At 67.3% G+C, this 25993-nt stretch carries 31 protein-coding genes; 12 read left to right on the top strand and 19 right to left on the bottom strand.

What is annotated here, in order from left to right; translation table 11 throughout:
• Positions 1–14: 14 nt before the first annotated feature.
• Both Q9K01_RS00650 and Q9K01_RS00645 read left to right on the top strand, forming a co-directional pair.
• Entirely contained in the window at positions 15–707 is a 693-nt protein-coding gene (locus Q9K01_RS00650; RefSeq protein WP_305928285.1) for a DsbA family protein, read from the top strand.
• A complete protein-coding gene (locus Q9K01_RS00645) occupies positions 704–1714 on the top strand; it encodes a M48 family metalloprotease (RefSeq protein ID WP_305928284.1) in 1011 nt (336 codons plus the stop codon). Before Q9K01_RS00650 ends, Q9K01_RS00645 begins: the two co-directional genes overlap by 4 nt.
• Here Q9K01_RS00645 and Q9K01_RS00640 read toward each other — a convergent pair.
• Positions 1711–2298: an HD domain-containing protein gene (locus Q9K01_RS00640; RefSeq protein ID WP_422785288.1), complete on the bottom strand. Its 588-nt coding sequence runs from the start codon at positions 2296–2298 to the stop codon at positions 1711–1713. The two genes, Q9K01_RS00645 and Q9K01_RS00640, sit on opposite strands and share 4 nt — an antisense overlap.
• Before the next feature lie 132 nt (positions 2299–2430).
• On the opposite strand from Q9K01_RS00640, the gene Q9K01_RS00635 reads away from it, so the two are divergent.
• The 6 genes from Q9K01_RS00635 (at position 2431) to Q9K01_RS00610 (ending at position 7513) form a co-directional block, all read left to right on the top strand.
• Positions 2431–3639, top strand: coding sequence for a sensor histidine kinase (locus Q9K01_RS00635; protein ID WP_305928282.1), 1209 nt, complete (start codon positions 2431–2433; stop codon positions 3637–3639).
• 6 nt (positions 3640–3645) lie between these two features.
• Complete coding sequence (locus Q9K01_RS00630; protein WP_305928281.1) at positions 3646–4443, top strand: LytR/AlgR family response regulator transcription factor; 798 nt, start codon at positions 3646–3648, stop codon at positions 4441–4443.
• 69 nt (positions 4444–4512) lie between these two features.
• Complete coding sequence (locus tag Q9K01_RS00625) at positions 4513–5103, top strand: PAS domain-containing protein (protein WP_305928280.1); 591 nt, start codon at positions 4513–4515, stop codon at positions 5101–5103.
• A 108-nt stretch (positions 5104–5211) separates the two neighbouring features.
• A complete protein-coding gene (locus Q9K01_RS00620; RefSeq protein ID WP_305928279.1) occupies positions 5212–5736 on the top strand; it encodes a fasciclin domain-containing protein in 525 nt (174 codons plus the stop codon).
• Positions 5737–5908: 172 nt separating this feature from the next.
• Positions 5909–6787 (top strand): carboxylating nicotinate-nucleotide diphosphorylase, encoded by an 879-nt coding sequence (gene nadC, locus Q9K01_RS00615; RefSeq protein WP_305928278.1) that lies wholly within the window; start codon positions 5909–5911, stop codon positions 6785–6787.
• 24 nt (positions 6788–6811) lie between these two features.
• The gene (locus Q9K01_RS00610; RefSeq protein ID WP_340324242.1) at positions 6812–7513 is read left to right on the top strand and encodes a ribonuclease T2 family protein; all 702 of its coding nucleotides are present in this window, start codon (positions 6812–6814) and stop codon (positions 7511–7513) included.
• On the opposite strand, the gene Q9K01_RS00605 is transcribed toward Q9K01_RS00610, so the two are convergent.
• Both Q9K01_RS00605 and Q9K01_RS00600 read right to left on the bottom strand, forming a co-directional pair.
• On the bottom strand, positions 7514–7942 hold the full coding sequence (locus Q9K01_RS00605) for a nucleoside deaminase (RefSeq protein WP_305929143.1): 429 nt from the start codon (positions 7940–7942) through the stop codon (positions 7514–7516).
• 52 nt (positions 7943–7994) lie between these two features.
• Entirely contained in the window at positions 7995–8243 is a 249-nt protein-coding gene (locus Q9K01_RS00600; protein WP_305928277.1) for a hypothetical protein, read from the bottom strand.
• A gap of 179 nt (positions 8244–8422) precedes the next feature.
• On the opposite strand from Q9K01_RS00600, the gene rpmB reads away from it, so the two are divergent.
• Positions 8423–8722: a 50S ribosomal protein L28 gene (gene rpmB / locus Q9K01_RS00595; RefSeq protein ID WP_305928276.1), complete on the top strand. Its 300-nt coding sequence runs from the start codon at positions 8423–8425 to the stop codon at positions 8720–8722.
• Between the two features lie 11 nt (positions 8723–8733).
• On the opposite strand, the gene Q9K01_RS00590 is transcribed toward rpmB, so the two are convergent.
• The 4 genes from Q9K01_RS00590 to xseA are packed head-to-tail and all read right to left on the bottom strand — an operon-like array spanning position 8734 to position 12448.
• Positions 8734–9774 (bottom strand): esterase-like activity of phytase family protein, encoded by a 1041-nt coding sequence (locus Q9K01_RS00590; protein ID WP_305928275.1) that lies wholly within the window; start codon positions 9772–9774, stop codon positions 8734–8736.
• 20 nt (positions 9775–9794) lie between these two features.
• Positions 9795–10721 (bottom strand): M23 family metallopeptidase, encoded by a 927-nt coding sequence (locus tag Q9K01_RS00585; protein WP_305928274.1) that lies wholly within the window; start codon positions 10719–10721, stop codon positions 9795–9797.
• 17 nt (positions 10722–10738) lie between these two features.
• Complete coding sequence (locus Q9K01_RS00580) at positions 10739–10945, bottom strand: DUF2093 domain-containing protein (RefSeq protein WP_305928273.1); 207 nt, start codon at positions 10943–10945, stop codon at positions 10739–10741.
• 24 nt (positions 10946–10969) lie between these two features.
• Entirely contained in the window at positions 10970–12448 is a 1479-nt protein-coding gene (gene xseA, locus Q9K01_RS00575) for an exodeoxyribonuclease VII large subunit (protein ID WP_305928272.1), read from the bottom strand.
• Here xseA and purD point away from each other — a divergent pair.
• Entirely contained in the window at positions 12447–13745 is a 1299-nt protein-coding gene (gene purD, locus Q9K01_RS00570) for a phosphoribosylamine--glycine ligase (RefSeq protein WP_305928271.1), read from the top strand. The genes xseA and purD overlap by 2 nt on opposite strands.
• 18 nt (positions 13746–13763) lie before the next feature.
• Here purD and Q9K01_RS00565 read toward each other — a convergent pair whose 3' ends face one another.
• Positions 13764–14774: an adenosine kinase gene (locus tag Q9K01_RS00565; protein ID WP_305928270.1), complete on the bottom strand. Its 1011-nt coding sequence runs from the start codon at positions 14772–14774 to the stop codon at positions 13764–13766.
• 109 nt (positions 14775–14883) lie between these two features.
• Between Q9K01_RS00565 and Q9K01_RS00560 the strand changes: the two genes are divergently transcribed.
• On the top strand, positions 14884–15582 hold the full coding sequence (locus tag Q9K01_RS00560; protein ID WP_305928269.1) for an EI24 domain-containing protein: 699 nt from the start codon (positions 14884–14886) through the stop codon (positions 15580–15582).
• Entirely contained in the window at positions 15575–16009 is a 435-nt protein-coding gene (locus tag Q9K01_RS00555) for a hypothetical protein (RefSeq protein ID WP_305928268.1), read from the top strand. The genes Q9K01_RS00560 and Q9K01_RS00555 overlap by 8 nt, the downstream gene beginning before the upstream one ends.
• A 9-nt stretch (positions 16010–16018) precedes the next feature.
• Here Q9K01_RS00555 and Q9K01_RS00550 read toward each other — a convergent pair whose 3' ends face one another.
• The 11 genes from Q9K01_RS00550 to Q9K01_RS00500 all read right to left on the bottom strand — a co-directional run bounded on the left by Q9K01_RS00550 (position 16019) and on the right by Q9K01_RS00500 (position 25979).
• The gene (locus Q9K01_RS00550; protein WP_305928267.1) at positions 16019–16375 is read right to left on the bottom strand and encodes a HesB/IscA family protein; all 357 of its coding nucleotides are present in this window, start codon (positions 16373–16375) and stop codon (positions 16019–16021) included.
• Positions 16375–16893: an SUF system Fe-S cluster assembly protein gene (locus Q9K01_RS00545; RefSeq protein WP_305928266.1), complete on the bottom strand. Its 519-nt coding sequence runs from the start codon at positions 16891–16893 to the stop codon at positions 16375–16377. Before Q9K01_RS00545 ends, Q9K01_RS00550 begins: the two co-directional genes overlap by 1 nt.
• A gap of 10 nt (positions 16894–16903) precedes the next feature.
• A complete protein-coding gene (locus Q9K01_RS00540) occupies positions 16904–18076 on the bottom strand; it encodes a cysteine desulfurase (protein WP_422785287.1) in 1173 nt (390 codons plus the stop codon).
• A 62-nt stretch (positions 18077–18138) separates the two neighbouring features.
• Positions 18139–18918: a SufD family Fe-S cluster assembly protein gene (locus Q9K01_RS00535; RefSeq protein ID WP_305928264.1), complete on the bottom strand. Its 780-nt coding sequence runs from the start codon at positions 18916–18918 to the stop codon at positions 18139–18141.
• Positions 18915–19661: a Fe-S cluster assembly ATPase SufC gene (gene sufC / locus Q9K01_RS00530; RefSeq protein WP_305929142.1), complete on the bottom strand. Its 747-nt coding sequence runs from the start codon at positions 19659–19661 to the stop codon at positions 18915–18917. Before sufC ends, Q9K01_RS00535 begins: the two co-directional genes overlap by 4 nt.
• A gap of 52 nt (positions 19662–19713) precedes the next feature.
• Positions 19714–20436: a hypothetical protein gene (locus Q9K01_RS00525; protein ID WP_305928263.1), complete on the bottom strand. Its 723-nt coding sequence runs from the start codon at positions 20434–20436 to the stop codon at positions 19714–19716.
• Positions 20437–20445: 9 nt separating this feature from the next.
• Positions 20446–20979: an endonuclease domain-containing protein gene (locus Q9K01_RS00520; RefSeq protein WP_305928262.1), complete on the bottom strand. Its 534-nt coding sequence runs from the start codon at positions 20977–20979 to the stop codon at positions 20446–20448.
• 166 nt (positions 20980–21145) lie between these two features.
• Positions 21146–22627, bottom strand: coding sequence for a Fe-S cluster assembly protein SufB (gene sufB, locus Q9K01_RS00515; protein ID WP_305928261.1), 1482 nt, complete (start codon positions 22625–22627; stop codon positions 21146–21148).
• A 38-nt stretch (positions 22628–22665) separates the two neighbouring features.
• Positions 22666–23139 carry an SUF system Fe-S cluster assembly regulator gene (locus Q9K01_RS00510; protein ID WP_305928260.1) on the bottom strand — a complete coding sequence of 158 codons (474 nt, stop codon included), beginning with the start codon at positions 23137–23139 and terminating at the stop codon, positions 22666–22668.
• A gap of 69 nt (positions 23140–23208) precedes the next feature.
• Positions 23209–24159 (bottom strand): helix-turn-helix domain-containing protein, encoded by a 951-nt coding sequence (locus Q9K01_RS00505; protein WP_305928259.1) that lies wholly within the window; start codon positions 24157–24159, stop codon positions 23209–23211.
• A gap of 11 nt (positions 24160–24170) precedes the next feature.
• Positions 24171–25979, bottom strand: coding sequence for a DUF885 domain-containing protein (locus Q9K01_RS00500; protein WP_305928258.1), 1809 nt, complete (start codon positions 25977–25979; stop codon positions 24171–24173).
• Positions 25980–25993 lie beyond the last annotated feature (14 nt).

The following is a 25993-nucleotide window of genomic DNA, read 5'->3' as shown; positions in this document are numbered from 1 at the left end:
TTGGGGCAGGACCAATGAAAACGCATCTTCTCACCGCGCTGCTGGCGCTGGTGTTCGGCTTTGCCGGCGCGGCGCTGTGGTCGCTCAGCGGCCTGGGCAATCCGCAGCTGCGCGACTTTCTGGTCGCCAACCCCGAGGTGCTCCCCGAAATGGCGCAGGCGCTGCAGCAGCGCGAGAGCGAAGGCCGACTGGCCGAGGTCGCCGACGAGGTCGCGGCTCCCTTCCCCGGCGCGGTGCTGGGCAATCCCGAAGGCAGCCGGACGCTGGTCAAGTTCACCGATTACGCCTGCACCTATTGCCGCGCCGCCGAAGCCGACGTCCAGCGGCTGATCGCCGAGGATCCCGAATTGCGGGTGGTGGTCCGCGAATGGCCGATCTTCGATGGCAGCGAGGAAGCGGCGCGGATGGCGCTGGCCGCCGCGGAGCAGGGCAAATATTCGCAGTTCTACACCGCGATGTTCGCGTTGGGGCCGCCCTCGCCCGCCACGGTCGAGGCGGCAGCGCTGGAAGCGGGTCTCGATCTGGCCCAGGCGCGGCAATTCGCCGGGACCGAGGGTGTCACCCGCGAACTGGCGCAGAACATGGCGCTGGCGCAGCAGCTGGGCTTCACCGGGACGCCGAGCTGGGTGACCGGGTCGCAGGTGCTCCAGGGGGCGGTCGGCTATGAGGCGCTGGCGGAAGCCGTCGCCGCCGACGATCCGGCGTGATCGCGCGAATCGCTCTTGCCGCATCGGTAGCGGCAGCGGCATTGGCCGGCTCCGCTCCGCTGGCCGCGCAGGCCTCGGAAAGCCAATCGCCCGCCCCGCTGAGCGACCTCGCCGATCTGCAGGCGCGCGATGCGCGGCTGTTCGCCGTTGGCTGGCGGCTGGTCACCGGCAACGCCGCCTTCTGCGATGGCACCGCACCAGCGATCGGCATGCTGCTCCACGACGCCGCCGCCTATAGCGATCCGGAAGAGGTCCGCAGCGAGCTGGGTCTGACGCGCGATATCGGGGTGCAGGCGGTCGCGCCCGGATCGCCCGCGGCGGCGGCGGGTATCGCCGCCAATGACACGCTGCATTCGCTCGCGGGCCGGGATCTGGAGCGGGGCTTCCCGCGCTCCGATCCCGAGTGGCAGCGGCTGGTGGACGTCAAGGATGCGCTCGATTCGGCGCTGGCGGGGGGAACCGTCGCGCTCGAATGGAGCCGGTCGGGAGCCCCGCCCACCGTAGCGACGATCGCCGGCATTCCCGCCTGCGCGAGCCGGTTCGAGGTGCTCGCCGGACGCTCCGGCGCCGTGGCCGACGGCGCGCGCGTGTTATTGGGCCGCGACTTCCCCGGTTTCGCCTATCCCGAGGATGAATTCGCCGCCGGGGTCGCGCATGAGCTGGCGCACAATCTGCTGCGCCATCGCGCCTTGCTCGAGCCGCTGGGCCGCCCGCGCAAGCTCGTCCGCCTGACCGAGCGCGACGCCGACCGGCTGATGCCCTGGCTGCTCGCCAATGCCGGCTACGATCCGCACGCCGCCGCGCGCTTCATGAACCGCTGGGGGCCGCGCCACGGCGGCGGATTGTTGCGCAAGCGCACGCATGACGGCTGGGACGAGCGGGCCGAATTCATCGAGACCGAGATCGCCGCGGTCGAGCGCCTGATGGCGCAGGAGGGCACGGCCGACTGGTCGCGCCATTTCACCCGCCACGCGCCTGCGGAGGAAACCAAAGCCGAAGCGGATTAGGCGGCTTCCTCCTCGACCGCCTTGGCGTAGAGGCTGGCCAGCGGCTTTGCCATCACCCGGCGCACCATGGGCTCGAAAAATTCCAGCGGCTCGCTCTGGTAATCGGGATCGAACGCGGCCTGGTCGTATTTCTCGCAGAATTCGCGGCAGGCTTCGTAATGCTCGTGCCCCTCGAAGGCATCGCGGGCATTGCGGTCCATCCCGAGGTGGTGGAAATAGTAATAGCCTTGGAAAGCGCCGTGGTTCTGGCAGATCCAGTGCAGCTCTTCGCTGACGAAGGGTTTGATGATCGAAGCCGCGACCTCGGGGTGGTTGTAGCTGCCCAGCGTGTCGCCGATATCGTGGAGCAGCGCCATCACCACATAGGGCTCGCCCTGCCCGTCGCGATGCGCCCGCGTCGCGGTCTGCAGCGAATGCTCGAGCCGGCAGACCGGAAACCCGCCGAAATCGCCGTCGAGCAGCTTGAGATGATCGAGTACACGATCGGGCAGGCCCTTGGCGAAGGCGCGGTATTCGCCGCCGATGATCGTCCAGTCTTCCCTGGTGCCCTGCTTCATCTCGCGGAATTTCGCGCGCTCGGCCATTCCGTGCATCGTCTGTTCGCTCACATCCATCGCATCTGTCTCCCACTCGGGCCCACTTCGGCCCACTTGGCGAGAAGCCTATAGTCTAGCGACTGGCCTAGCCAGCCGCAAATGCGCTAAGGCCCGAGCGCTATGGCGGTTCTGCCCATCCAACCCACGCCCTTCTTCGCCAACAAGAACCGGGCTTTCTGGTATCTGCAGATCGGCGGGTGGGGCGGCGCCTTCCTGCTGCGCGCGATTTCCGCCTTCGCCAACGAGCAGCCGCTCGACTTCCTCGTCATCATCCTGATCCAGGCGGTGACCGGCTTCTCGCTTAGCCTGGTGCTGTCGGTGATCTACCGCCAGCTGATCAGCCGCCGTCCGCTGGTGACCTGGAGCTCGACGGCGCTCGCGCTGGCGCTGGCGGTGGGTATCCACGCCTTCATCGACAGCTGGGTGCTCGATCTGGCGCGCCCGAGCGGCGGCGAGACCGATTTCGTGCGGTTGTTCGTGGGAATCTACTTCTACGATCTGACCGTGCTGGGCGCGTGGTCGGCGCTCTATTACGCGATCAATTATTTCCTCCAGGTCGAGGAACAGGCCGACCGGCTCGAGCGGCTCGAGATGCAGGCCACCAGCGCGCAACTCGAGATGCTGCGCTACCAGCTCAACCCGCATTTCCTGTTCAACACCTTGAATTCGATCAGCACGCTGGTGCTTCTGAAGCAGACCGAGCCCGCCAATGCGATGCTTACCCGGCTTTCCAGTTTCCTGCGCCACACGCTGGTCAACCAGCCGGGCAGCAAGGTGACCATGGCGCAGGAGGTCGAGACGCTGATGCTCTATCTCGATATCGAGCGAATGCGTTTCGAGGAGCGGCTGCAGACCGACTTCCAGGTCGATCCCGTCGCCGCGCGGGCCTGCATCCCCTCGATGCTGCTCCAGCCGCTGGTCGAGAATGCGATCAAATACGGAGTCAGCCCGCAGGAAGAAGGCGCCACGATCAGCCTGGTCGCGCAGATCGTCGGGCCGCGGCTGCGGGTGACGGTGTCGGATACGGGGCCCGGCATCAACCAAGGCGGCGCGGAAGAGCTGCCGCCTGCGCTGATCGGCTCGCTGCGGCGCAGCACCTCCACCGGCGTCGGTCTGGCCAATATCCGCAACCGGCTGGCGCAGGCCTATGGCGACGATCACCGTTTCGAGATTCGGTCTCCCGACAGCGGCGGGTTCACCGTGCTGATCGAGATCCCCTACGAACCGGCCGAGTCCGCGGCGGACGAAACCGGTGCGTTCCCACCGCAACCGCGACAAATGGGCGACGGCCCATCCGTTGCCGGACTGCCATTGCCGGAAAGGGCATAGGACGACATGACTATCCGCACCATCCTCGTCGACGACGAGAAACTCGCCATCCAGGGGCTGCAATTGCGGCTCGAAAAGTTCGAGGACGTCGAGATCATCGACACCTGCCAGAACGGCCGCGAGGCGATCCGTGCGATCAAGACGCAGCGCCCCGATCTGGTCTTTCTCGATATCCAGATGCCCGGCTTCGACGGGTTCTCGGTGGTCCAGGGGGTGATGGAGATCGATCCCCCGCTGTTCGTCTTCGTCACCGCCTATCAGGAACACGCGATCCGCGCCTTCGAGGCCAATGCGGTGAACTATCTGATGAAGCCGGTCGACGAGAACAAGCTGGCCGACACGATCGAACGGGTGCGCAACCGCATCGCCGAGAAGAAATCGACCGAGGAAGCCGAGAAGCTGATGAACGTGCTCTCCGAAGTCGCTCCGGGGGCGGCGGAGGAATTCGCGCAGGGCGACGACGATGCCGCCTCGCGCTACGAGAAGCTCATCAACATCAAGGATCGCGGCCAGATCTTCCGCGTCGAGGTCCACACGATCGAGCATATCGAGGCCGCGGGCGATTACATGTGCATCTATACGGGCGACAATTCGCTGATCCTGCGCGAGACGATGAAGGATCTCGAACGCCGGCTCGACCCGCGCAAGTTCCAGCGCGTCCACCGTTCGACCATCGTCAATCTCGACCAGGTCCGTCAGGTCAAGCCGCACACCAATGGCGAATGCTTCCTGGTGCTCGAAAGCGGCGCCGAGGTGAAGGTGAGCCGCAGCTATCGCGATGTGGTGGCGCGCTTCGTGCACTGAGTCGCGCCGGGTGGCCTCGCGCTGCGGTGCGCGGTTGGCGAGCGCCGTTGGGTCGCGTAGTCTGGCGACATGGAGCCGTCCGATCTGATCGCCTCGAGTTCGGTGGCCGCCGTCGTCAGCGACCCGCGGCAGGCCGACAATCCGATCGTCGCCTGCAACGACGCCTTCACCGCGCTGACCGGCTTCGCGCGCGATGAGATCACCGGGCGCAATTGCCGCTTTCTCGTCGGACCGGCGACCGAGCCCTGGCTGACCGAGGCCCTGCGCACGGGGATCCGTCTCCGGCAGCCGACCATGGTCGAGATCCTGAACTATCGGAAGAACGGCGAGCCTTTCCGCAATGCGGTGATGGTGGCACCGGTGCTCGATGCGAGCGGCGAGGCCGAGTATTTCATCGGCTCGCAGGTCGAGATCGCCGCCGATGCGCCGCGTGCCGTCGATCCCCGGCGGCAGGCCGCGCATGACGCGGTGGCCCGGCTCTCGCCGCGGCAGCGCCAGGTCCTGATCGAAATGGCGCGCGGCAAGCTCAACAAGCAGATCGCCTGGGATCTCGATCTCGCCGAACGGACGGTCAAGATGCATCGCGCCGCGCTGTTTCGCGCGCTGGGGGTGCAGACCACAGCGGATGCCATCCGCACCGCGGTCGAAGCCGGCTTCTGAAGCCGCGCACCCGAACCTGTCCCAAAGGTCATGTAGCGCCTCGAGCGCTGGCGACGCATGATGTGGATCGTGGGTCTGGACGGGCCTTGCAACGAAAGGTTCGCTACGATGAAATTTCTGACGATAGCCGCCGGAGCCCTGCTGCTCGCTGGCTCGCCCGCGCTGGCCGATCACCATGGCGGGATGACCAAGACCGTGGTCGAAACCGCGATGGCCTCGCCGCAGCACGAGACGCTGGTCGCCGCGGTGACCGCTGCGGGTCTCGCCGACACGCTGAGCGGCAGCGGACCGTTCACCGTGTTCGCTCCGACCGATGCCGCGTTCGCCGCGCTGCCCGCGGGCACCGTCGACACGCTGCTCAAGCCGGAGAACAGGACGCAGCTCCAGTCGGTGCTGACGTATCACGTGGTGCCCGGCAAGGTGAAAGCCGCGGATCTCGTGTCGCTGATTCAGGCGAACGGCGGCGAGGCGCGCCTGACGACCGTCGCCGGCGGCGAGCTGGTCGCGCGAGTCGAAGGCGGCAAGGTCGTGCTGACCGATGCCACCGGGGGCACCGCGACGGTGGTCGCGACCGATATCGCAGCCTCGAACGGAGTGATCCACGCCACCGATGCGGTGTCGCTGCCCGGCTGAGGAACAACGAAGCAACCGAACGGCCGCTCTGTACCCCCATCTCCAAGCGGCGGCCGGTGGCCGGTCCCTCGCGGGGCCGGCCATTCTTCGTTCCTGACCGATTTGCGGCGATGGGGCCGCTCCGGCGCTCGCCGCGCTTGAGCCCGCCGTCAATCTGCGCCACTCCGGCCCCATGACCGCATTCACCCTTTCCGGCGTCGATCTGGCCGCCTTCGATCTGGCCGCATTCGTCCGCTCCACCCTGGCCGAGGATCTGGGCGAGGGGCTGCCCGGCGGCGGGTGCGATGTCACCAGCCAGAGCGTGATCCCCGAAGACGCGCGGTTTTCGGGGGTGATGGACAGCCGCGATGCCATCGTGGTCGCGGGCCTGCCGGTGGCCGCGGCGTTCTTTCGTGCGCTCGATCCCGAGATGGAGATCGATGCGCTGGTCGAGGAGGGGGCGCAGGTGTCTGCGGGGACCGAGCTGATGCGGGTGTCGGGCAATGCACGCGCCATGCTGACCGCCGAGCGCGCCGCGCTCAACACGGTCCAGCATCTCTCGGGAATCGCCACGATGACCCGCGACTTTGTGCGGGCGATGGACAATCCCGCCTGCACGCTGCTCGACACGCGCAAGACGTTGCCGGGGCTGCGCCACCTCGAGAAATACGCAACCCGGATGGGCGGTGCGGCCAACCATCGCATGGGGCTGTGGGATGCGGCGATGATCAAGGACAACCACGTCGCGGTGGCGGGCTCGGTGGGCGAGGCGGTGCGCCGCGCGGTCGCCGCCGGGATCGCCGAGATCATCTGCGAGATCGATCGGATCGACCAGATCGAACCCGCGCTGCAGGCGGGCGCGACGCGGTTGCTGCTCGACAATATGGACCCCGCGACGCTGCGCGAGGCGGTGGCGCTGGTTGCCGGCCGGGTGCCGACCGAGGCCAGCGGCGGGATCGATCTGACCACCATCCGCGCCAAGGCCGCGACCGGTGTGGACTACGTTTCGGTGGGGCGGCTGACCCAGAGCGCACCCGCGGCCGATATCGGGCTGGATTTCACCCCGCTATGAGTCGGGCGCTGTGACGCGAGCGCTGTGATCCGCGCGGCGGCCTTGGGTCTGATGTTGCTCAGCTGCGCCGGCCCGCTCGCCGCGCAGGCCTATCAGTGCCGGGTTCCGGCCACCGCTCCGCTCCAGGAAATCCGCCCCGATGGGCCGATCCGGACCGCACCCGTCACCGGCTATGTGATGGCGCTGAGCTGGTCGCCCGAATTCTGCAAGCCTCGCCTGGAGCAGCGCAGCCATGCAAGGCAATGCTCGCGGCGCGCGGGGCGGTTCGGCTTCGTCCTCCATGGCCTGTGGCCGCAGAGCGCGCGTGGCTGGCCGCAATGGTGCCCGACCTCTGCTCGACCGACCGGGGCGCAGCTTGCCGGGCAATTGTGCCGCAGTCCCTCGGCGCGGCTGGTGGCGCGGCAGTGGGCCAAGCACGGCGCCTGCATGGCGCGCACCCCGCGAACCTACTTCCGGGTCAGCAACATACTGTTCGATTCGCTGCGTTGGCCCGATCTCGATCGCCTCTCGCGCAAGGAGGCGCTGACCGCTGGCGATCTGCGCGAGGTCTTCGTCGCCGCGAATCGCGGCTGGCGCAAGGAGGCGGTGGGGATCGTGTCGAACGAACGCGGCTGGCTGGAGGAAGTGCGGCTCTGCTACGACCGAAGGTTCCGGCCCACCGCTTGCGATGCGCAGCGCTTCGGGCCGTCGGACGATGCTGCATTGAACATCTGGCGCGGGCTCTGACTAGCGCCGCTCCCTGAAGAAACCCCGCAGCAGTTCCGCCGCTTCCTGTTCCGCTATGCCCGCATAGACCTCGGGCCGATGGAGGCATTGCGGATGGTCGAACACCCGCGCGCCGTGTTCGACCCCGCCGCCCTTGGAATCGGGGGCCGCGTAATAGAGCTTTGCGATCCGGGCATGCGCGATGGCCCCGGCGCACATCGCGCAGGGTTCGAGCGTGACCCACAATTCGCAATCGGTCAGCCGTTCCTGGCCAAGGTGAGCGGCAGCCTCGCGGATCGCGGCGATCTCCGCATGCGCGGTCGGATCGTGGTCGCGGCGCGGACTGTTGCCGCCCCGACCGATGATGCGGCCGTCTTTGACGACGACCGCACCGATCGGGACTTCGCCGGCCTCGCCGGCGGCACGCGCCATTGCGAGCGCGCAATCCATGTGCTGCCGGCCGAACACCGCGGGGCTTCCGGGTATCCGGCCGACGACAGGCTTACTCGTCGCCGGTAACCGGGGTGCCCTCGGCGTCGGGCGTCGTGGTTTCGACGTCCAGCGTCGGCACTTCGACGGTCTCGGTGCCAGTCTCGACATCGACATCGACGGGTTCGACGTCGTATTCGGGCATATTGCCTTCTTCGACGCTCACTTCGGGCATTTCGCCTTCTTCGGTCTGGTCGACGTCGCAGGCTGCCAGGCTCAGTGCCGAACCGGCGAGGATTGCTACGGAAAAGAACTTGTTCATTTACACTCTCCCTTGGTGTCGATCATCGGCTAGAAGCACCGGGCTGGCTTGGCAATCCCAAAGCCCGCCTTGACGATTCGCCGACCCGGCGCTATGCGCGCCGCTTTCCGGGACAGGCCGGTTCTGTGCAGTCACCGCGAGCTTGGGCTCTGCGGCACCATTCGAATGAGAGATTTACCATGTCGCGCATCTGCGAACTGACGGGCAAGGGCCGACAGGTCGGCCACAATGTGAGCCACGCCAACAACAAGACCAAGAAGGTCTTCCTGCCCAACCTCCAGAACGTCACGCTGATGAGCGAGAAGCTGGAGCGCAGCTTCAAGTTCCGGGTCTCGACGCAGGGCCTGCGCTCGGTCGAGCACAATGGCGGGCTCGACAATTGGCTGATGAAGACCAGCGACATCAAGCTGAGCCCGCGCGCGCTCAAGGTGAAGCGCGAGCTGAAGAAATCGGCTTCCGCTCCCGCCGAAGCCGCTTAAGCCACTTCGTTTCAATTCCGGTTTGCCGAAGGGCGTGCGGCATTTCCGCGCGCCTTTTGGCGTGGCCTTTCGGGCGCATGCCAGTCGAGCGCGACCAGCAGAGTGCGTTGTAACCCGGTGAAATTGTCGTCCGAGATCAGCCACAGCCGGGTGGTCCCGTCCGCCCCCGGCTCCGACGCCAGACCCTCGTAATTCTCGCTCGGCACGCCCTCGGGCAGGCGAAGGACCCGCTCGGGGTGCCACAGGGCACCCGCTTCGATCGCTTCGGGATCGAGCACCGCGACCGCGCTGGCGAAATCCGGCGGGAGATACCATTCCAGGCGGCGCAGCAGCACCAGCACCGTACCATCGGCCAATTGGGTCATATCCACGGGGCGCATCCCTGCGGGTGCGGCGAAGGCGAACGCCACACCCTCGCCGGCAGCATCGCCCGCGGTCGGATCGCCGGGGAAGAGCACCGCCCGATGGCCCTGGGCTGCCGGACGGCGACGCACCTCCGCCAGGACCACGAACCGTCCGTCGGCCAGACGCACCATGGCCTCGGGCCCGCCATTCGCTCGCCAGTCCTGCATCCGCGCGGGCTCGACGCGGCCGAGCCGCTCGAGCCGGGGCGAATAGCGCTCGATCGCATTGCTGCGCTCATAACCCGCCCAGATCGCCCCGGTTGCGCGATCCAGCGTCAGCGCCTCCAGATCGGCATCGCGCTTGTCGCGACCTTCGGTGGCCGCGAGCTGGGGATAGCTCCCGTTCATCGCCGCAGTGCCGGGTTGCTCGATATGCAGCAGCGTGCCGCTGTCGCTGCCCGCCAGCAGAGATCCATCCGGCAGCGCGATCAGCGCCGAATAGCCGCCGAAATCGCGGGTCCTGCTGTCGAGCTGCCAGACGGCCGCGAGGCTGAGCGGCGACTCGGAAGGCTCGCCACCGGCGGCGCCCTGCGCCACCAGCTCTGCGGTCACGGGCGCCGTAGGATCGACCGGCTGCAGCTCCGCGCGGCCCCAGGTCAGCACCAGCAGCGCGGCCGCAAACAGGCTCAGCGCAATCGTACGACGCAACGGCGACCTTCGCGCGAAGATCAGTCTTCGCCGTCGACGAACAGCAGCGGATCGAGCCGCGAGCCGCGCCAGGTCAGGCCCCAGTGGAGATGCGGCCCGGTCGCGCGCCCGGAGGATCCGATATCGCCGATATGCTGGCCCTGCCGGACCTGCTCGCCCTCTTCCACCAGCAGACGCGAGGCATGGAGGAAGGCGCTGTTGAGCCCCTGACCGTGATCGATGATCAGCAGCTGCCCCTCGAGGCTGAAATCCTCGGCCGCCAGCACGACCACGCCATCGGCGGGGGCGACGAAGGGGGTGCCGCTCTCGCCGGTCGTGATGTCGAGCCCCGAATGGTAACTGCCCGGCTCGCCGCGATAGATGCGCTGCGAACCGAATCGCCCGGAAATGCGGCCCTGCACCGGCCAGATGAAATCCTGCCGCCACCCTTGCGCGCCGGTCTCGCGCTGCCGCGACAGGTAGATCCGCTCGAGTTCGGGCCTGCGACGCTGCATGAAGGCCTCGGAAGCGCCGCCGGGTCGGCGCGCGACATCGACGCGCTCGATCTTCCAGTCGCGCGGCGCAATGGCGACCGGACTTCTAATGATTCGCCCGTTGGCAAGGGTGGCGGCGAGCACCGTCTGACGGTCGGCATCACGGTCGAAGGCGGCGAAGAAGAAACCCTCGTCGTCGAGTGTGAGCGCAGTATCGTCGAGCGTGGCGGAGACGGTGCCGGGCGGCACCCGCCCGCGGATCCAGCCGCCTTGCGTCAATTCACCGGCAAAAGTGAATATCTCCGGACGAGCCGGTGTCGGCTGCGGTGTCGGCGGCGGAGCCGGGGATGTGGGCTGCACGCCGATTCGGACCGGTTGCACCACGCTCGGCTGCGCGGGTTGCGGTTCGGGACGCGACGTCGGCTCGGGCACGGCTGCGCAGGCGGCGCACCCCAGAACGGCGAGCAGCGACATGCCTGCGCGCCGCAGGTTCAAGGCTTCAGCCGCTCGGTCGCCAGTTCGGCGCTGGCGTAGGCTTCCTGGTGGTCGACGCTCCAATAGCGCAATTCCTCCAGCGGGATCGGCTGCCCGCTGACCCCACAAAACACGTGCTGCCCGGCGCGCAGCACGCGAAAGCCGTTGGGATCGTAATGCAGCTTGGCTTCGCTGCCCGAATTGGGTTGTGATGACATCAACATGGCGGTCGCTCTAGCAAGCTGCGGTTACTCGAACAAATCGTCTTGTCGTGCGGGCGTTCCTGCAGTGCGACGCGCCCGGGGCGGCTTGGGAGCGAGGGAAGGCGGGGTTGGGGGCGCGGCGCTCCCGTCCGGCGTCGCGCCCAGCTCTCCATCGTGGAACTTGAGCACCAGCCGGTCCTTGGCAGCGGCATCGGTGCGGCTGGTCAGCGTCCGCCCCTCGCCATCCATGACCCGGACATAGCCGCGTGCGAGCGGACGGTCGGGGTGGAGCTGTTCCGCCAGCCGCGCCAGCGCGGCGAGCGCTGCGCGCCGTTCGGCGATCGGGCGGGCGACCAGCGCGGGATCGAGCCGCTGGCCAGCAAGCGCGAGGCGGCCGTCGCGCAGCCCGCGCTCGAGGATCGCGGGCGAAAGCCGCAGGCGCCCCAGCGCCTCGCGCCCCTTGCCCGCGCGATCCCGCAACGCCCGGCGGAGCCGCTCGCCCTGCTCGTCGAGCCTTTGCGCCGGCCCCTGCAGCAATGCCTCGGGCCGGGGCAGCCGCCCCACCCGCGCTTCCAGCCGCTCGCGTCCCAACGAGACCGGCCGCAGCGCGCATTGCCGCTGGCGATGGCCGAGATCCGCCAGCGTTGCGGCGAGCTCGGCGCGCACCGGCACCGCCAGTTCGGCGGCGGCGGTCGGCGTCGGCGCGCGCCGGTCGGCGGCGTAATCGGCGAGCGTGGTGTCGGTCTCGTGCCCGACCGCGCTGATCGTCGGGATCAAGCACTCGGCGAGGGCGCGCACCACCACTTCCTCGTTGAAGCTCCACAGATCCTCGATCGAGCCGCCGCCGCGCGCGACGATGACGAGATCGGGACGGTCGGGGTGGCCCTCGGGCAGGTCGGAAAAGCCGCGCACCGCGGCGGCGATCTGATCCGCCGAGCCCTTGCCCTGCACCAGCACCGGCCAGACGAGCACGCGGCTGGGGAAGCGGTCCGCCAGCCGGTGGAGGATGTCGCGGATCACCGCGCCGGTGGGCGAGGTCACCACTCCGATGGTGCGCGGCAGATAAGGCAGCGCGCGCTTGCGTTCGCTTGCGAACAATCCCTCGGCTTCGAGCCGCGTCTTGGTGCGCTCGAGCAGCGCCAGCAGCGCGCCCTCGCCGGCGAGTTCCATCCGCTCGATCACGATCTGGTATTTGGAGCGCCCCGGATAGGTAGTGAGCTTGCCGGTCGCGACGACTTCCAACCCGTCCTCGGGCGCAAACGGCAGCCGCTGGCAATTGCCGCGCCACATCACCGCATCGAGCACTGCCTTGTCGTCCTTGAGCGCGGCGTAGAGATGCCCCGAGGCGGCGCGCTTGACCCCCGACAGTTCGCCGCGCAGCCGCACGAAGCCGAAACGGTCCTCGACCGTGCGCTTGAGCAGCGATGAAATCTCGCTGATCGAATAGGGCTGCGCGTTGTCGCCGTCGCCGCTGCGCGCTACGAGCCCCGCATTCGCATCGTCATCCGGAGAATCGCTCGCCATGAATATCCTTCTGCTGGGTTCGGGTGGCCGTGAACATGCGCTGGCGTGGAAGCTGGCGCAATCCCGCCTGCTGGCCGCTGCGGGGGACAGTTTCTACGCCGCGCCGGGCAATCCGGGGATCGCCGAACACGCCCGCTGCATCGATCTCGACATGACCGATCATGACGCGGTCGGCACCTTCTGCCAAGCCGAGAACATCGGGCTGGTGGTGATCGGTCCCGAGGCGCCGCTGGTCGCCGGGCTCGGCGATCATCTGCGCGGCCTGGGCGTCGCGGTGTTCGGTCCCTCGCGCGAAGCGGCGCAGCTCGAGGGCAGCAAGGGCTTCACCAAGGATCTGTGCATCCGCGCCGGCATCCCGACCGCGCGCTATGCCCGCGCCACTTCGCTCGAACAGGCCTGGGGCGCGCTCAAGAGTTTCGATGCGCCCTTCGTGCTAAAGGCCGACGGGCTCGCCGCGGGCAAGGGCGTGGTGATCGCCGAGACCCGCGAAGAAGCGCAGGAAGCGCTGTCGGAGATGTTCGGCGGCCAGTTCGGAAGCGCCGGTTCCGAGGTGGTGATCGAGCAGTTCCTGACCGGCGAGGAGGCGAGCTTCTTCGCGCTGACCGATGGCACCAGCATCGTCCCCTTCGGCAGCGCGCAGGACCACAAGCGCGTCGGCGAGGGCGACACCGGGCCCAACACCGGCGGGATGGGCGCCTATTCGCCCGCGCCGGTGCTCGACGAGAAGCTGCAGTCGCGGGTGATGGCGGACACCATCGAGCCTACGGTGGCGGCGATGCGCGCGGCGGGCATGCCCTATTCGGGCGTGCTCTACGCCGGGCTGATGCTCTCCCCCGACGGCCCGCAGCTGATCGAATACAACGCGCGCTTCGGCGACCCCGAATGCCAGGTGCTGATGATGCGGCTGAAGAGCGACCTGGGCGAATTGATGCTCGCCTGCGCGCAGGAGCGGCTGGCCGAGGCGCCTGCGCCGGAGTTTTCGGACGATTACGCGCTGACCGTGGTGATGGCCGCCGAGGGCTATCCCGCGACCCCGAAGAAGGGCGGCAGAATCGCGCTGGGCGAGGCCGAGGCGGGCGTGGCCAAGGTCTTCCACGCGGGGACTGCTACGAGCGATGGCAGCCTCGTCGCGACCGGCGGACGCGTCCTCAACGTTACCGCCAGAGGCCCGTCGGTCGCGCAGGCGCAGGCCGCAGCCTATGCCGCGGTCGATGCGATCGACTTCCCCGATGGCTTCTGCCGCCGCGACATCGGCTGGCGCGAGGTCGAGCGCGAAGCGAGCCAGGGCGCCGAATAGCGCCCACGCCGCTCCGCGTCAGGCGAGGGCCTGCTCGACCAGCGCCTTGAGGTCCGCTTCGGGCCGCGCGCCGTAGTGGCTGATCACTTCGGCGGCGCAGATCGCACCCATGCGCAGGCAGGTCTCGAGCGTGTCGCCGCGTGCGTGGCCGGTGAGGAAGCCGGCAGCGAAGAGATCGCCCGCGCCCGTGGTGTCGACCACGCGCTCGACCGGCTCGGCCTTGGTTTCGGCGCGAATGCCATCGGCGATGGCGATCGCGCCCTGGGGGCCGCGCGTGGCGACCAGCACCGGGACCTTGTCCTTGAGCGCGGCGACACCGTCCTCGAAAGTCTCTTCGCCGGTCAGCGTCGCCAGCTCGCCCTCGTTGACGAACAGGATGTCGATCATCCCGTCCTCGATCAGCTGGCGGAAATCGTCGCCGTGCCGCTCGATCACGAAGCTCTCGCTGGCGGTGAAGGCGACTTTTCGCCCGGCATTGCGCGCGACCTCGATCGCGCGGCGCATCGCGCGGCGGGGTTCCTCGGGATCCCAGAGATAGCCCTCGAGATAGAGGATGGCGGCGCTGGCGATCGTCGCGTCGTCGAGCGCAGCGGGCGGCAGGAACTGGCTCGCGCCCAGAAAGGTGTTCATCGTCCGCTCGCCATCGGGGGTGACGAAGATCAGGCAGCGCGCGGTGGGCGGATTGCTCTCATCGTTGCTGGTGGCGCGCGGCGGAGTGTCGAAATCGATCCCGCCGGCGCGAATGTCGTGGCCGAAGATCTGCCCCAGCTGGTCGTCGGCGACCTGGCCGATGAAGGCGCATTGCGCGCCCAGCGCCGACATTCCCGCCAGCGTGTTCGCCGCCGATCCACCCGAAATCTCCCGCGCCGGGCCCATCGCGTCGTAGAGCTCGTTGGCGCGCGGGGTGTCGACCAGAGTCATCCCGCCGCGGTTGAGCCCGAGCTCCTCGATCAGCGCATCCTCGCAAGGGGCCATCACATCGACGATGGCGTTGCCGATGGCGATTACGTCGTAGCGGGGGTCGGTCATGCAGGCTCCGGTAGATTGCGCTTTGTCGTGGCCCGTTAGCGGCTCGTCCCCGGCGCGCCAAGCGCGGCGTTGACTTGCGCGGGCGGCGCGCGCAATCGCTGGCGCTCTGATGACTTCGCTCCCCCGCGCCCTTGCCCTGTCGATCGGCCAATTGGGCGACCCCGCGATCCTTCGCGTGCTGGGCAAGTGCCTGGCGGTGACGCTGGCGATCTTCGCGCTGCTGGGGCTGGCCCTGTGGGGCGCGCTCGACGCAGCGATCGATCGCTGGGTCGTTGCCAGCCTGCCCGCGGATTACAGCGCTGCGGTCGCCGGCATCCTTGCGATCGCAATCGGCGCGATCGCCGCCTGGCTGCTGTTTCGCATCGTCGCCCTGTTCGTCCTGCAGTTCTTCGCCGACGAGATCGTCCGCGCGGTCGAGGCGAAGCATTATCCTCATGCCGCAGCCGTCGCGGATCTGCCGTTCCGGCAGGAGCTGGCGAACAGCGCGCGTTCCGCGCTGCGCGCGCTGCTGGTGAATATCGTTATCCTGCCGCTCGCGCTGGTGCTGCTGTTCACCGGGGTCGGTACGGCGCTGGTCTTCTGGCTTGCCAATGCGGTGCTGCTGGGGCGCGAATTGCAGGACATGGTCTGGCTGCGCCACCGCCATGCGAACGAAGCGTCCGCCCCGATCGCCGCGCCGACGCGTTTCGCACTGGGGGGACTGGTTGCCGCCCTGCTGACGGTACCCTTCCTGAATCTGCTCGCCCCCGTGCTCGGCGCGGCGAGTGCCACCCATCTCGTTCATCGCGGAAGATCAGACAATGTCTAGACCCGGAGCCTCGCTCCTCGCCCTCGGCCTGCTGGCCGGCTGCGCCACCGTGCCAGCCGCCGATCGCCCGGCGCCGCCTCCGGTGGCCCGCGGCGAGGCTCCGCCGCCGATGACGCCGGCAAGACCCTCGGTCGCCCCCAGCACCGGCGGCTTCATCGCGCCCCGGATCATGCAGGTGCCGGGGCTGGAAACGGTCATCGGCCGCAACGCCACCGCGCTCGCCAACATCTTTGGGCCCCCGCGGCTCGAAGTGCGCGAGGGCGATGCGCTCAAACTGCAATTTACCGGCACCGCCTGCGTGCTCGATATCTATCTCTACCCGCTGCGACCCGGAGCGGAGCCGAGCGCGACCTATGTCGATGCGCGGCGGGCCAGCGACGGGATCGATGTCGACCGCGCCGCCTGCGTGGCCGCGCTCAGGCGCTAGAGGCCAGCGCTAGACCATGAAGCTTTCGCCGCAGCCGCACGCGCCCTTAGCGTTGGGGTTGGCGAAGACGAAGCCGGCGGTGAAATCGTCCTCGACCCAGTCCATCGTGCTGCCGACGAGATAGAGCACGCTCGACCCGTCGATGTAGAACACGCCCCCCGGGGTCTCGATCTTCTCGTCGAAGGGCGCTTCCTCGGTGACATAATCGACCGAATAGGCGAGCCCCGAACAGCCGCGGCGCGGGGTCGAGAGCTTGACCCCGATCGCGTCTGCGGGCGCTCTGGCCATCAGATCGGCGACGCGCGCTTCGGCCCGCTGCGTCAATTCGACCGCGGCGGGGCGTTTTCTCAAGGTGGATTCGGCCATCACAGCATCCCCAGTTCGAGCCGTGCCTCGTCGCTCATCTTGTCCGGGCCCCACGGCGGATCCCACACCAGATTGACCTGCGCATCGCGCACCCCGGGTACGCTGGCGGCCCTCAATTCGACCTCGCCGGGCATGGTTTCGGCGACGGGACAATGCGGCGTCGTCAGCGTCATGTTGACCACCACGTCATTGTCGGCGGAAACTTCGACGCCATAGATCAGCCCGAGATCGTAGATGTTCACCGGAATTTCGGGATCGTAGATCTCGCGGATCGCGGCAACCACCGCCTCGTAGAGCTCGCCGCCGGGTTCGCCAGCCTGCATGGCTTCGGGCTGCTTCTTCAGGAAGCCCTCGAGATAGTCGCGCTTGCGCTCGAGCGTCTGGCGCGGCGCTTCGGCCGTTGGGTCCGCATCGGGATCCACCGCATCCTCGACCCGGGCGCGCGGCGGCTTTTGCAGCACCTGCTCGTTGGGGGCGGGGGCGGCGATGAAATCCTGGTCGTTGCTGGGCTTGTTCATACCATCTTTCCTAGGCGAAAATCTTGAGCGTGCGTTCGATCCCGCGGGCCAGCGCGGCGATATCGGCTTCGTCCGAATAGAGGCCGAAGCTGGCGCGCGCGGTGGCAGGGACCCCGAGGTGTTCCATCAGCGGCTGCGCGCAATGATGCCCGGCGCGGATCGCGACGTCTTCCTCGTCCAATATGGTGCCCAGATCGTGCGGGTGAACCCCCTCGATCGCGAAGGAGACGATTCCCGCCGAATCCTCGGGGCCGAACAACCGCACCGAATTGAAGCCGCGCAGCATGTCGCGGGTCTGGCGGGCGAGCGCGGATTCATGAGCGAACAGCTGGTCCAGATCGAACGGCGCGAGATAGTCGATCGCAGCGGCCAGTGCGATCGCCTCGGCGATCATCGGCGTGCCCGCCTCGAAGCGCTGCGGCGGCGGGGCGTAGGTGGTGCGCGCGAAGCTGACCTGTTCGATCATCGCGCCCCCACCCTGCCACGGGGGCATCGCCTCGAGCAGGCTCTCGCGCGCCCAGAGAACGCCGGCGCCGGTGGGGCCGTAGAGCTTGTGCCCCGAGAACACGTAAAAGTCGCAATCGAGCGCGGCCATGTCGAGTTTCATGCGCGGCGCGGCCTGACAGCCGTCGAGCAGCAGCTTGGCGCCCACGCCATGCGCCAGATCGGCGGCGCGGCGGGCGTCGAGCACAGAGCCCAGCACGTTGGAGAGATGCGCCAACGCAACCAGTTTGTGGCGCGGCGTCAGCATGGTCTCGAGCGCGTCGCAATCGATCCGTCCGTCCTCGGTCAGCGGGCAGACGTCGATGACGGAACCGGTGCGTTCGGCGACCATCTGCCAGGGCACGATGTTGGAATGATGCTCCAATTGCGAGAGCATGATCCGGTCGCCTTCGCGCAGGTTCGCCATGCCCCAGCTTTGCGCCACCAGATTGATGCCCTCGGTCGCGCCGCGCACGAAGACGATCTCGTTCTCGCTTGCGGCGCGCATGAAACCGGCGACCTTGCGCCGCGCTGCCTCGTAGCCCAGCGTCATCTGCGCGCTGCGGCCATACACGCCGCGATGGACGGTGGCGTAGTCCCGGCCCAGCGCATTGTTCATGGCGTCGAGCACGGCCTGCGGTTTCTGCGCGGTGGCGGCGGTGTCGAGATAGTGCCAGGGCTTGCCGTCGGCAGTGACCATGCCGGGGAAATCGGCCTTCAGCCCCAGTCCGGCACTGGCGATATGGAGAGGCGCAGTCTGGCTCACAGGTGCTTGTCCAGCTTGTCGAGCGCGACCCGCATCAGCCGCTCGCGCGCGTCGTCGTCGTCGGCCAGCCCGACCAGCGCATCGCCGACGAAAGCCTGGACCAGCAGCCGCCGCGACAGTTCTGGCGGGAGGCCGCGCGCGGCCATGTAATAGCGTGCGGTCTCGTCGAGCTGGCCCACGGTAGCGCCATGCGCGCATTTGACGTCGTCGGCGAAGATCTCGAGCTGCGGCACGGCGTTGACGCTGGCGCCGCGGTCGAGCAGCAGGCCCTTGAAATCCTGCGCCGCATCGGTCTTTTGCGCATCGCGCACGACATCGATGCTGCCGAGGAAATTGCCCGTGCCCTTGCCCCAGTGGACTGAGCGGACGGTCTGGTTGCTGGTCGCCTCGGGCTCGGCATGGACAACGCGGGTGACGAATTCGCGCACCGTGTCGCGCCCGCCCACGGTGATCCCGCCCATCTCGAAATGCGCACCGCGTCCCATGCGGACTTCGATTTCGATCCGCGCGAATTCGGCCGAGGCGGCGATGGCGAAGATCTCGCAGCGCGCGCCTTCGCCGACCGTGATCCGCAAGCGGCGCAGTTCGGTCGGAGCGATGTCGGCACCGTCCTCGATGATCAGACACTCGCGCCAAGTCTCGCCCGGCGCGATGTCGATCTCGCGCCAGACATCCAGATCGACGCCCTCGAGCGCCTCGACCGCCGAATAGCGCCAGGCCTCGTCTCTCCGGGTGGGTAGATTGGGGCGGGTGGGGCGGGTCGCGACTTCGCTCATGCGGCCATCACCCGGTCGTAGCCCTCGGCCTCGAGCTGGTGCGCGAGATCGGCGCTGCCGGTCTTCACGATCCGGCCCTGGCTGAGGATGTGGACGTAATCGGGCTGCACCACCTGGAGCAGGCGCTGGTAGTGCGTGATCAGCAGCACGCCCTTTTCGGGCTGGCGCATGATCGCGTTGATCCCGTCGCCGACCACGCGCAGCGAATCGATGTCGAGCCCGCTGTCGGTCTCGTCGAGCACCGCGAAAGCGGGGTCGAGAATGCCCATCTGGACCATCTCGGCGCGCTTCTTCTCGCCGCCCGAGAAGCCGACGTTCACGTGGCGCTTGAGCATGTCCATGTCGAGCTTGAGCAGCGCGGCCTTTTCCTTGGCGAGCTTGAGGAATTCGCCGCCGGTCAGCGGCTCCTCGCCGCGCTCCTTTCGCTGCGCATTGAGCGCTTCGCGCAGGAATTGTACGTTGGAGACCCCGGGAATTTCGACCGGGTACTGGAAGCCCAGGAACAGTCCCGCCGCGGCGCGCTCGTGCGGTTCCATCTCGAGCAGATCCTTGCCCTGGAACCGCACGCTGCCGCCGGTGACCTCGTAGCCGGGCCGTCCGCCCAACACATAGGCCAGCGTCGACTTGCCCGCCCCATTGGGGCCCATGATCGCGTGCACCTCGCCCGCGCCGACGCTGAGCGAGAGGCCGTCGAGTATCTTGGTGCCACCGATTTCGGCGGAGAGGTTGTCGATCTGGAGCATGGGCTGGGACATAGGACTTTCGTTCATTGGTGGGATCGGGCGCGAAACCGCGTCATCCGTCGGTGGGGGCGAGAGGGGAGGCCGCTGCGGGTCCGGCGTCGGCAGTCAGATCGACGTAATCCGAAGCCGGGCAGCGACTGCGTTCGAAGGCGATCATCGCGGCGAAGCGCGAAACCTCGTTGGTCCAGTTGGCGAAGGCTGCGCGATCTTCGTCGCTGAATTCATCCTTGGCATAACGCGCCTCGATCTCCGCAGAACCTGCAGCAACGAAGGCGTCGCGCCGCCCGATCAACGTGCGGATCGCAGCGACGCAGGCGCTCGATTCGGGTGCGATCGCCGCAGCCTGACCGCGGCTCGCGCGATAGGTTTCCGAGTGGCGCAGATTGGTGCCGATGGTCTGGTCGAGACTGCGACCGCGCGCCACATGAAGCCCGCGCACGGTCTCGAAGATTTGCGCGACATCGCCGGGCGTCGTCTCGGCACCGCTGGCGGAATCCGCCAGTCGCCGGATCGCTGCCTGCTCGAACCGGGCGGCTTCGCCCGCGCAGCGCGGGATATCCTCGCGATACTGCACTTCGAATTCGCGGCCTCGCCCGATGGCGTAGGAACCGCCCTTCAGACAGCTATAGTAATCCTCGACATAGGGTGCGATCACCGCCGGATACTCGAGCACCCAGGTCTCGCGGTCCTCGGGGTAGAGCGCGGTGACGTTCTGGCCCGATTGCTGGAGGAGCGCGAGCACGGCGCCGGCGGTCAGTATCGCGGGGGAAAGCACGGCGTTCTCCTATCGGTCCTTGGGGGCGTAAGCGCCGCGGTTGCGAGGCGGGGCGGAAGTGCGACTAGGCGTCCGGTTCTCGCGGCGCGCGCTCTGCTTTTCGGCGATCCGCTTGCGCATCGCGTCGCCGATCATGGCGGTCACCGCGTCGAGATCGGAGAGGATGTCGGCGGCGGGGATGTGGATCACGCGGATGCCGACCGCGTGGAGGCTCTTGTCGCGGCGCGTGGCGAGTGCTTCGGGCGTGTCCTCCTCGTCGATCGCGATCGCGAGGCCGAGCGTATGGCAGTTGAAATCGACGATCGCCGAACCGACCACCGCGTGGCGGGTGAATTTGTGGCGCCCGAAATCGGCCATGGCGAAGCGCTCCGCCAGCGCCTTGTGCGCCGGGCTCGAATGCCGCCGCATCTCGCGCGCGCGATCATGCAGCGCGTCGAGCCGAGCCTCGGAAATCTTCCACCCGCGGCCCTTCTTGTTGAGCGTGGGTGCGGCATCGGCCTGCTCTGAAGCCGAGCGGAGATTGAGGGTTTTGCGCTCGGTCATTGCAGGTAGCCCGCTTCGTCGGTCCGCGCCAAGAGCGCGCTCATTGCTGTTTCGTCACCCCGGACTTGATCCGGGGTCCATCGCGCCAACTGCACCTTCGGCCCAGCCGGGGGAATGGATGCTGAAACGAGTTCAGCATGACGGGGGGAAAGGGTGGTGCGCTGTATCACCCGACCGATCCCTCTAGGCTGATCGCCAGCAGCTTCTGCGCCTCGACCGCGAACTCCATCGGCAATTGCTTCATCACATCCTTGGCGAAGCCGTTGACGATCAGCGCGATCGCCTCTTCCTCGTCGAGCCCGCGCTGCTGGGCGTAGAACAGCTGGTCGTCGGAAATCTTGCTGGTGGTCGCCTCGTGTTCGATCTGCGCGTTGGGGTTCTTGACCTCGATATAGGGCACGGTGTGCGCGCCGCACTTGTCACCCAGCAGCAGGCTGTCGCATTCGGTGCGGTTGCGGACATTCTCGGCATTGGCGCCGACGCGGACCAGCCCGCGATAGGTGTTGTTGCTCTTGCCGGCGGAGATGCCCTTGGAGATGATCGTCGAACGTGTGCCCGAGCCGTTGTGGATCATCTTGGTGCCGGTGTCGGCCTGTTGGTAATTGTTGGTCACCGCGACCGAGTAGAACTCGCCCACGGAGTCCTCGCCGTTGAGGACGCAGGAGGGATATTTCCACGTCACCGCGCTGCCGGTCTCGACCTGCGTCCAGGAAATCTTGCTGCGCGCGCCCTGGCACAGCCCGCGTTTGGTGACGAAATTGTAAATCCCGCCCTTGCCCTCGGCGTTGCCGGGATACCAGTTCTGCACGGTGGAATACTTGATCTCGGCATCGTCCATCGCCACCAGTTCGACCACCGCGGCATGGAGCTGGTTCTCGTCGCGCATCGGCGCGGTGCAGCCCTCGAGATAGGACACATAACTGCCCTTCTCGGCGATGATCAGCGTGCGTTCGAACTGCCCGGTGTTCTCGGCATTGATGCGGAAATAGGTCGACAGCTCCATCGGACAGCGCACGCCTTCGGGAATGTAGACGAAGGTGCCATCGGAAAAGACCGCGCAATTGAGCGTGGCGAAGTAATTGTCCCGCTGCGGCACCACCTTGCCCAGCCACTTCTTCACCAGCTCGGGATATTCGCGGATCGCCTCGGAGATCGAGCGGAAGATGACGCCCGCGCTTTCCAGCTCCTTGCGGAAGGTGGTGGCGACGCTGACGCTATCGAACACCGCATCGACCGCGACCTTGCGCGCGCCTTCTACCCCGGCGAGCACTTCCTGCTCGGCGATCGGGATGCCCAGCTTGTCGTAGACCGCCTTAATGTCGGGATCGAGCTCGTCGAGCGATTCCAGTTTCGGCTTGGCCCTGGGTTCGGCGTAGTAATAGGCGTCCTGATAGTCGATCTCGGGATAGCCGAGCTTGGCCCAGTCGGGCTCCTCCATGTCCTGCCACAGGCGGAACGCCTTGAGCCGCCAGTCGAGCATCCATTGCGGCTCGTTCTTCTTGGCCGAGATGAAGCGGACGGTGTCCTCGTTGAGACCCTTGGGGGCGAAATCCTGTTCGATGTCCGACGACCAGCCGTGCTCGTATTCGGCGGCGCGGGCGACGGCGTCGCGGGCGTCCTGGTCCTGGAGGTCGAGGCTGTCGGTCATGGTCGGGCTTTCAATCGTTTTGGCGGTCATTGGGGCAGTCACTGAGTTGCTCGCGGAACGGCGTTGGCCCTGGCGGATTGCGTCGGCGTTCGCAGCGGTGGATTATCGACGGCAGGTCGTCCCGCCAGCTGCGTCAGCGGAATGCCCGCCAGCGTTCCGCGCAGCGCTTCGTTGATCATCGGCCAATGCGGGCGGACGCTGCACAGCGCATCGACGCTGCACTCGCCGCCATCGGCGCAGGCAGTCAGCGCAATCGGGCCTTCGACCGCCTCGACGATATCCGCGACGCTGATCGAGGCTGCGGGGCGCGCGAGTTGCAGACCGCCGCCCGAACCCCGGGTCGAGCGCAGCAGTCCGGCCGCCGAGAGCTTGCTCACCAGCTTCTGCACCGTCGGCACCGGCAGGCCGGTCTCCGCCGCCAGCGCGGCCGCGCTGGTCCGCCCGCCGCCGCAGTGGCGCGCCGCCGCGCACATGGCGACCACGGCATAATCGGCGAGGTTGGAGAGGCGCATCGTCAAAGCAGTTTCTCAAATCGGACCATTTTGTTCCGATTGAGCACCTATGGTCGCAAAGGCGTGGTTTCAACCCGTTTCCGACTCTTGCGAGTCGTTAGCATCCTCGTCCATCGCGATCGGCAGGCCCACCTGGCGCAGGTTCTTCTTGTTGAGCATCTCGGTGAGATAGGGCGAACTCGCATCGGTCAGCCGCGCCGGGGTGCGCCCCGCGAACAGCCGGATCTCGCGGATCATGTGCGGCTGGTCGTAGAAGGCCTGACCGATCTGCGCCTCGTATTCCAGCGTCAGGCTGGGGAGCGACAGCAGCGTCGCGGCACGCAATGCGCGGTATTTGCGCCGCAGCGCCACCGGCGAAAGCCCGAAATAGCGCTCGACCAGCCGCTGCGTCTGGCGCCGCGAATAGGGAGATGCGGCGTAGAGATCGTCGATCTCGGGGAGGAAATCGCCCGCCAGCCAGGCGTTGGTCGCGGCGATCAGCTCGGGGTGGCCGGGCTTGAGCGGCTGCATCGCCGCCAGCATCGCCGGCTCCAGCTCGGCCACGCATTGTTTCGCGTCCTTCTCGCCCGCGCGATAGGCGGCGCACAGCGCGTGGCCGAGAGCGACCAGCGCGGGATCGAGCCAGTCGTCGGCGCGGTAGAGGCGGTTGCAATGAGTCTTGGCACAAAGCCCGGTGAGCGCCGCCCAGCCCAGCGGGCTGAGAGCGGCACCGATCGCATGGAACGGCCCGTCGACGCGGAACGGCGCGGCGCGCGAGAAAGGGGTCAGCAGATTGACCCGGTGCGAGGGATCGATCCCGCCTTCGGGCAGACCCATCTCGCCCTCGCCGAAAGCAAACAGGCTGAAATGGCCGATCGCCGCGGGCTGGATATCGTCGACCTTCTCGTCGTCGCAGCGGAAGTGATAGAAGGTGGTGACGTAGTCGCTCAATTGCGGCGATACGCCGAGATAGTCGATGGCAAAGCGGTTGGCGGGGGTGAGCGGCCCCTGGCCGCCCTTTGCTCCCGCCGATTGCGCCACCCCCGCTCTCCCTAGTTCGCCTTCACCTCGGCGATCCAGGCATCGACGTTTTCTTCCATGATCGACAGCGGCACCGGACCGCTGGTCAGGATCACGTCGTGGAAGGCGCGGATGTCGAATTCGTCGCCCAGTTGCGTGCGGGCGCGATCGCGCAGTTCCATGATCTTGAGCTTGCCGATCATATAGGCGGTCGCCTGACCGGGATAGACGGCGTAGCGCTCGATCGCCTTGCGGATGTCGCCATCGGGGTTGGGGGTGTTGTCGGTGAGATACTGGATCGCCTCCTCGCGGCTCCAGCGCTTGTGGTGCAACCCGGTGTCGACCACCAGCCGCGCGGCGCGCCACAGCTCCATCCCCAGCCTGCCGAAATCGGAATAGGGATCGGTGTAGAAGCCCATGTCCTTGCCCAGCTCTTCCGAATAGAGGCCCCAGCCTTCGGAATAGGCGGTCACCCCGCCGAAGCGGCGAAACGGCGGAACATCGCCCAGCTGGGTCTGGATCGACAGCTGGAGGTGATGCCCGGGCAGGCCTTCGTGATAGGCCAGCGCCTCGAGCTCGTTCTTGCTCATGTCGTCGAGATTGTAGAGATTGACGTAGTAGGTGCCCGGGCGCGAACCGTCGGGCGCCGGACGCTGGTAGAAGGCCTTGCCGGCGCTCTTCTCGCGGAACGCCTCGACCGGCTTGATGACCAGCGGATCGGTGGGCAGCGTCGAGAAGAATTCGGGGAGGCGGGCTTCCATCGCCGCGAGCTTGGCTTGCGCATCGGCGAGATAGGTCTCGCGATCGTCGTAGTAGAAGCGTTCGTCGGTGCGGGTGAATTCGAAGAATTGCTGCAGGGTTCCCTCGAACCCGACCTGCTCCATGATGGCGCGCATCTCGTCGTGGATGCGCGAGACATTGTCGAGGCCGATCTGATGGATTTGGTCGGGAGTGAGATCGGTGGTGGTGTAATTGGCGAGCAGCGCGCGATAATATTCCGCGCCTTGCGGGAAGCGCCAGATGCCGTCCTGCGTCGGCGCGATCGCCTGCTGGCGCTTCATCTCGGCGAGCAGCCGCTGGTAGGCGGGGCGTGCGTTGGCGTTCCAGGCGCGCGTCGCGGCGCCCTGTTCTAGGCCCGCGCTCTCGGCGGCATCGAGCGCAGCGACCTTCTTGCGATAATCCTCGAGAATCGCATTGTCGTCGCCCGCGGCGAGCAGGTTCTCGATATCCGAGACGACGTAGGGATAGACCCAGTCGGGCGGCATCACCCCGGCTGCGGCGCGCTCGCGCGATTCGGCGGTCAGCGTGTCGATCACCTCGCCCAGCCCGGCAATCCGGCTGACATAGGCCTGCGCGCTCTCGGCATCGTCGACGCGGTGGATGTTGATCAGGAACGCGGGCAGCTGGCTCTGCGCGCCGCGCATCTGATCGAAGACATAGCCATAGTCGCGAAACGGAAACAGCGCCGCGCTGCGATCCGCCATCGCATCGAACAAGCGATAGCTGAGCGCATCCTCGGGAGACAATTCGGCAAGGTCGTAATTGGTGCGCATGGCGGCGGCGGTGGATTGCAGCAAGGCTTCCTCGCGCGCCTCGGCGGCATCGGAGAAATCGCCCCAGCGGCTGTAATCCTCATCGCGAATCCCGCGATAGGCCTTGGACAGCGGCGAAAGCGCGAGTTGCTGCGCGTCGTAAGTTTCGAACAGCTGGCCTAGATCCTGACCGGGTTGCGGCGCGACTACCGCGACATCGTTGCCCGTCGTCTGGCCCACCGGTTGGGTGGTGGCGCAGGAAGCCAGAGCCAGCGCCGCTATCGAAATTCCCACCTGTCGCAAATGCATCGTTCGGTTTCCCC

The sequence above is a fragment of the Qipengyuania benthica genome (assembly GCF_030717865.1).
Classification (GTDB): Bacteria; Pseudomonadota; Alphaproteobacteria; order Sphingomonadales; family Sphingomonadaceae; genus Qipengyuania; species Qipengyuania benthica.
The sequence above is the reverse complement of the archived record's forward strand: the minus strand, read 5'-3'. Positions and strand labels throughout refer to the sequence as shown.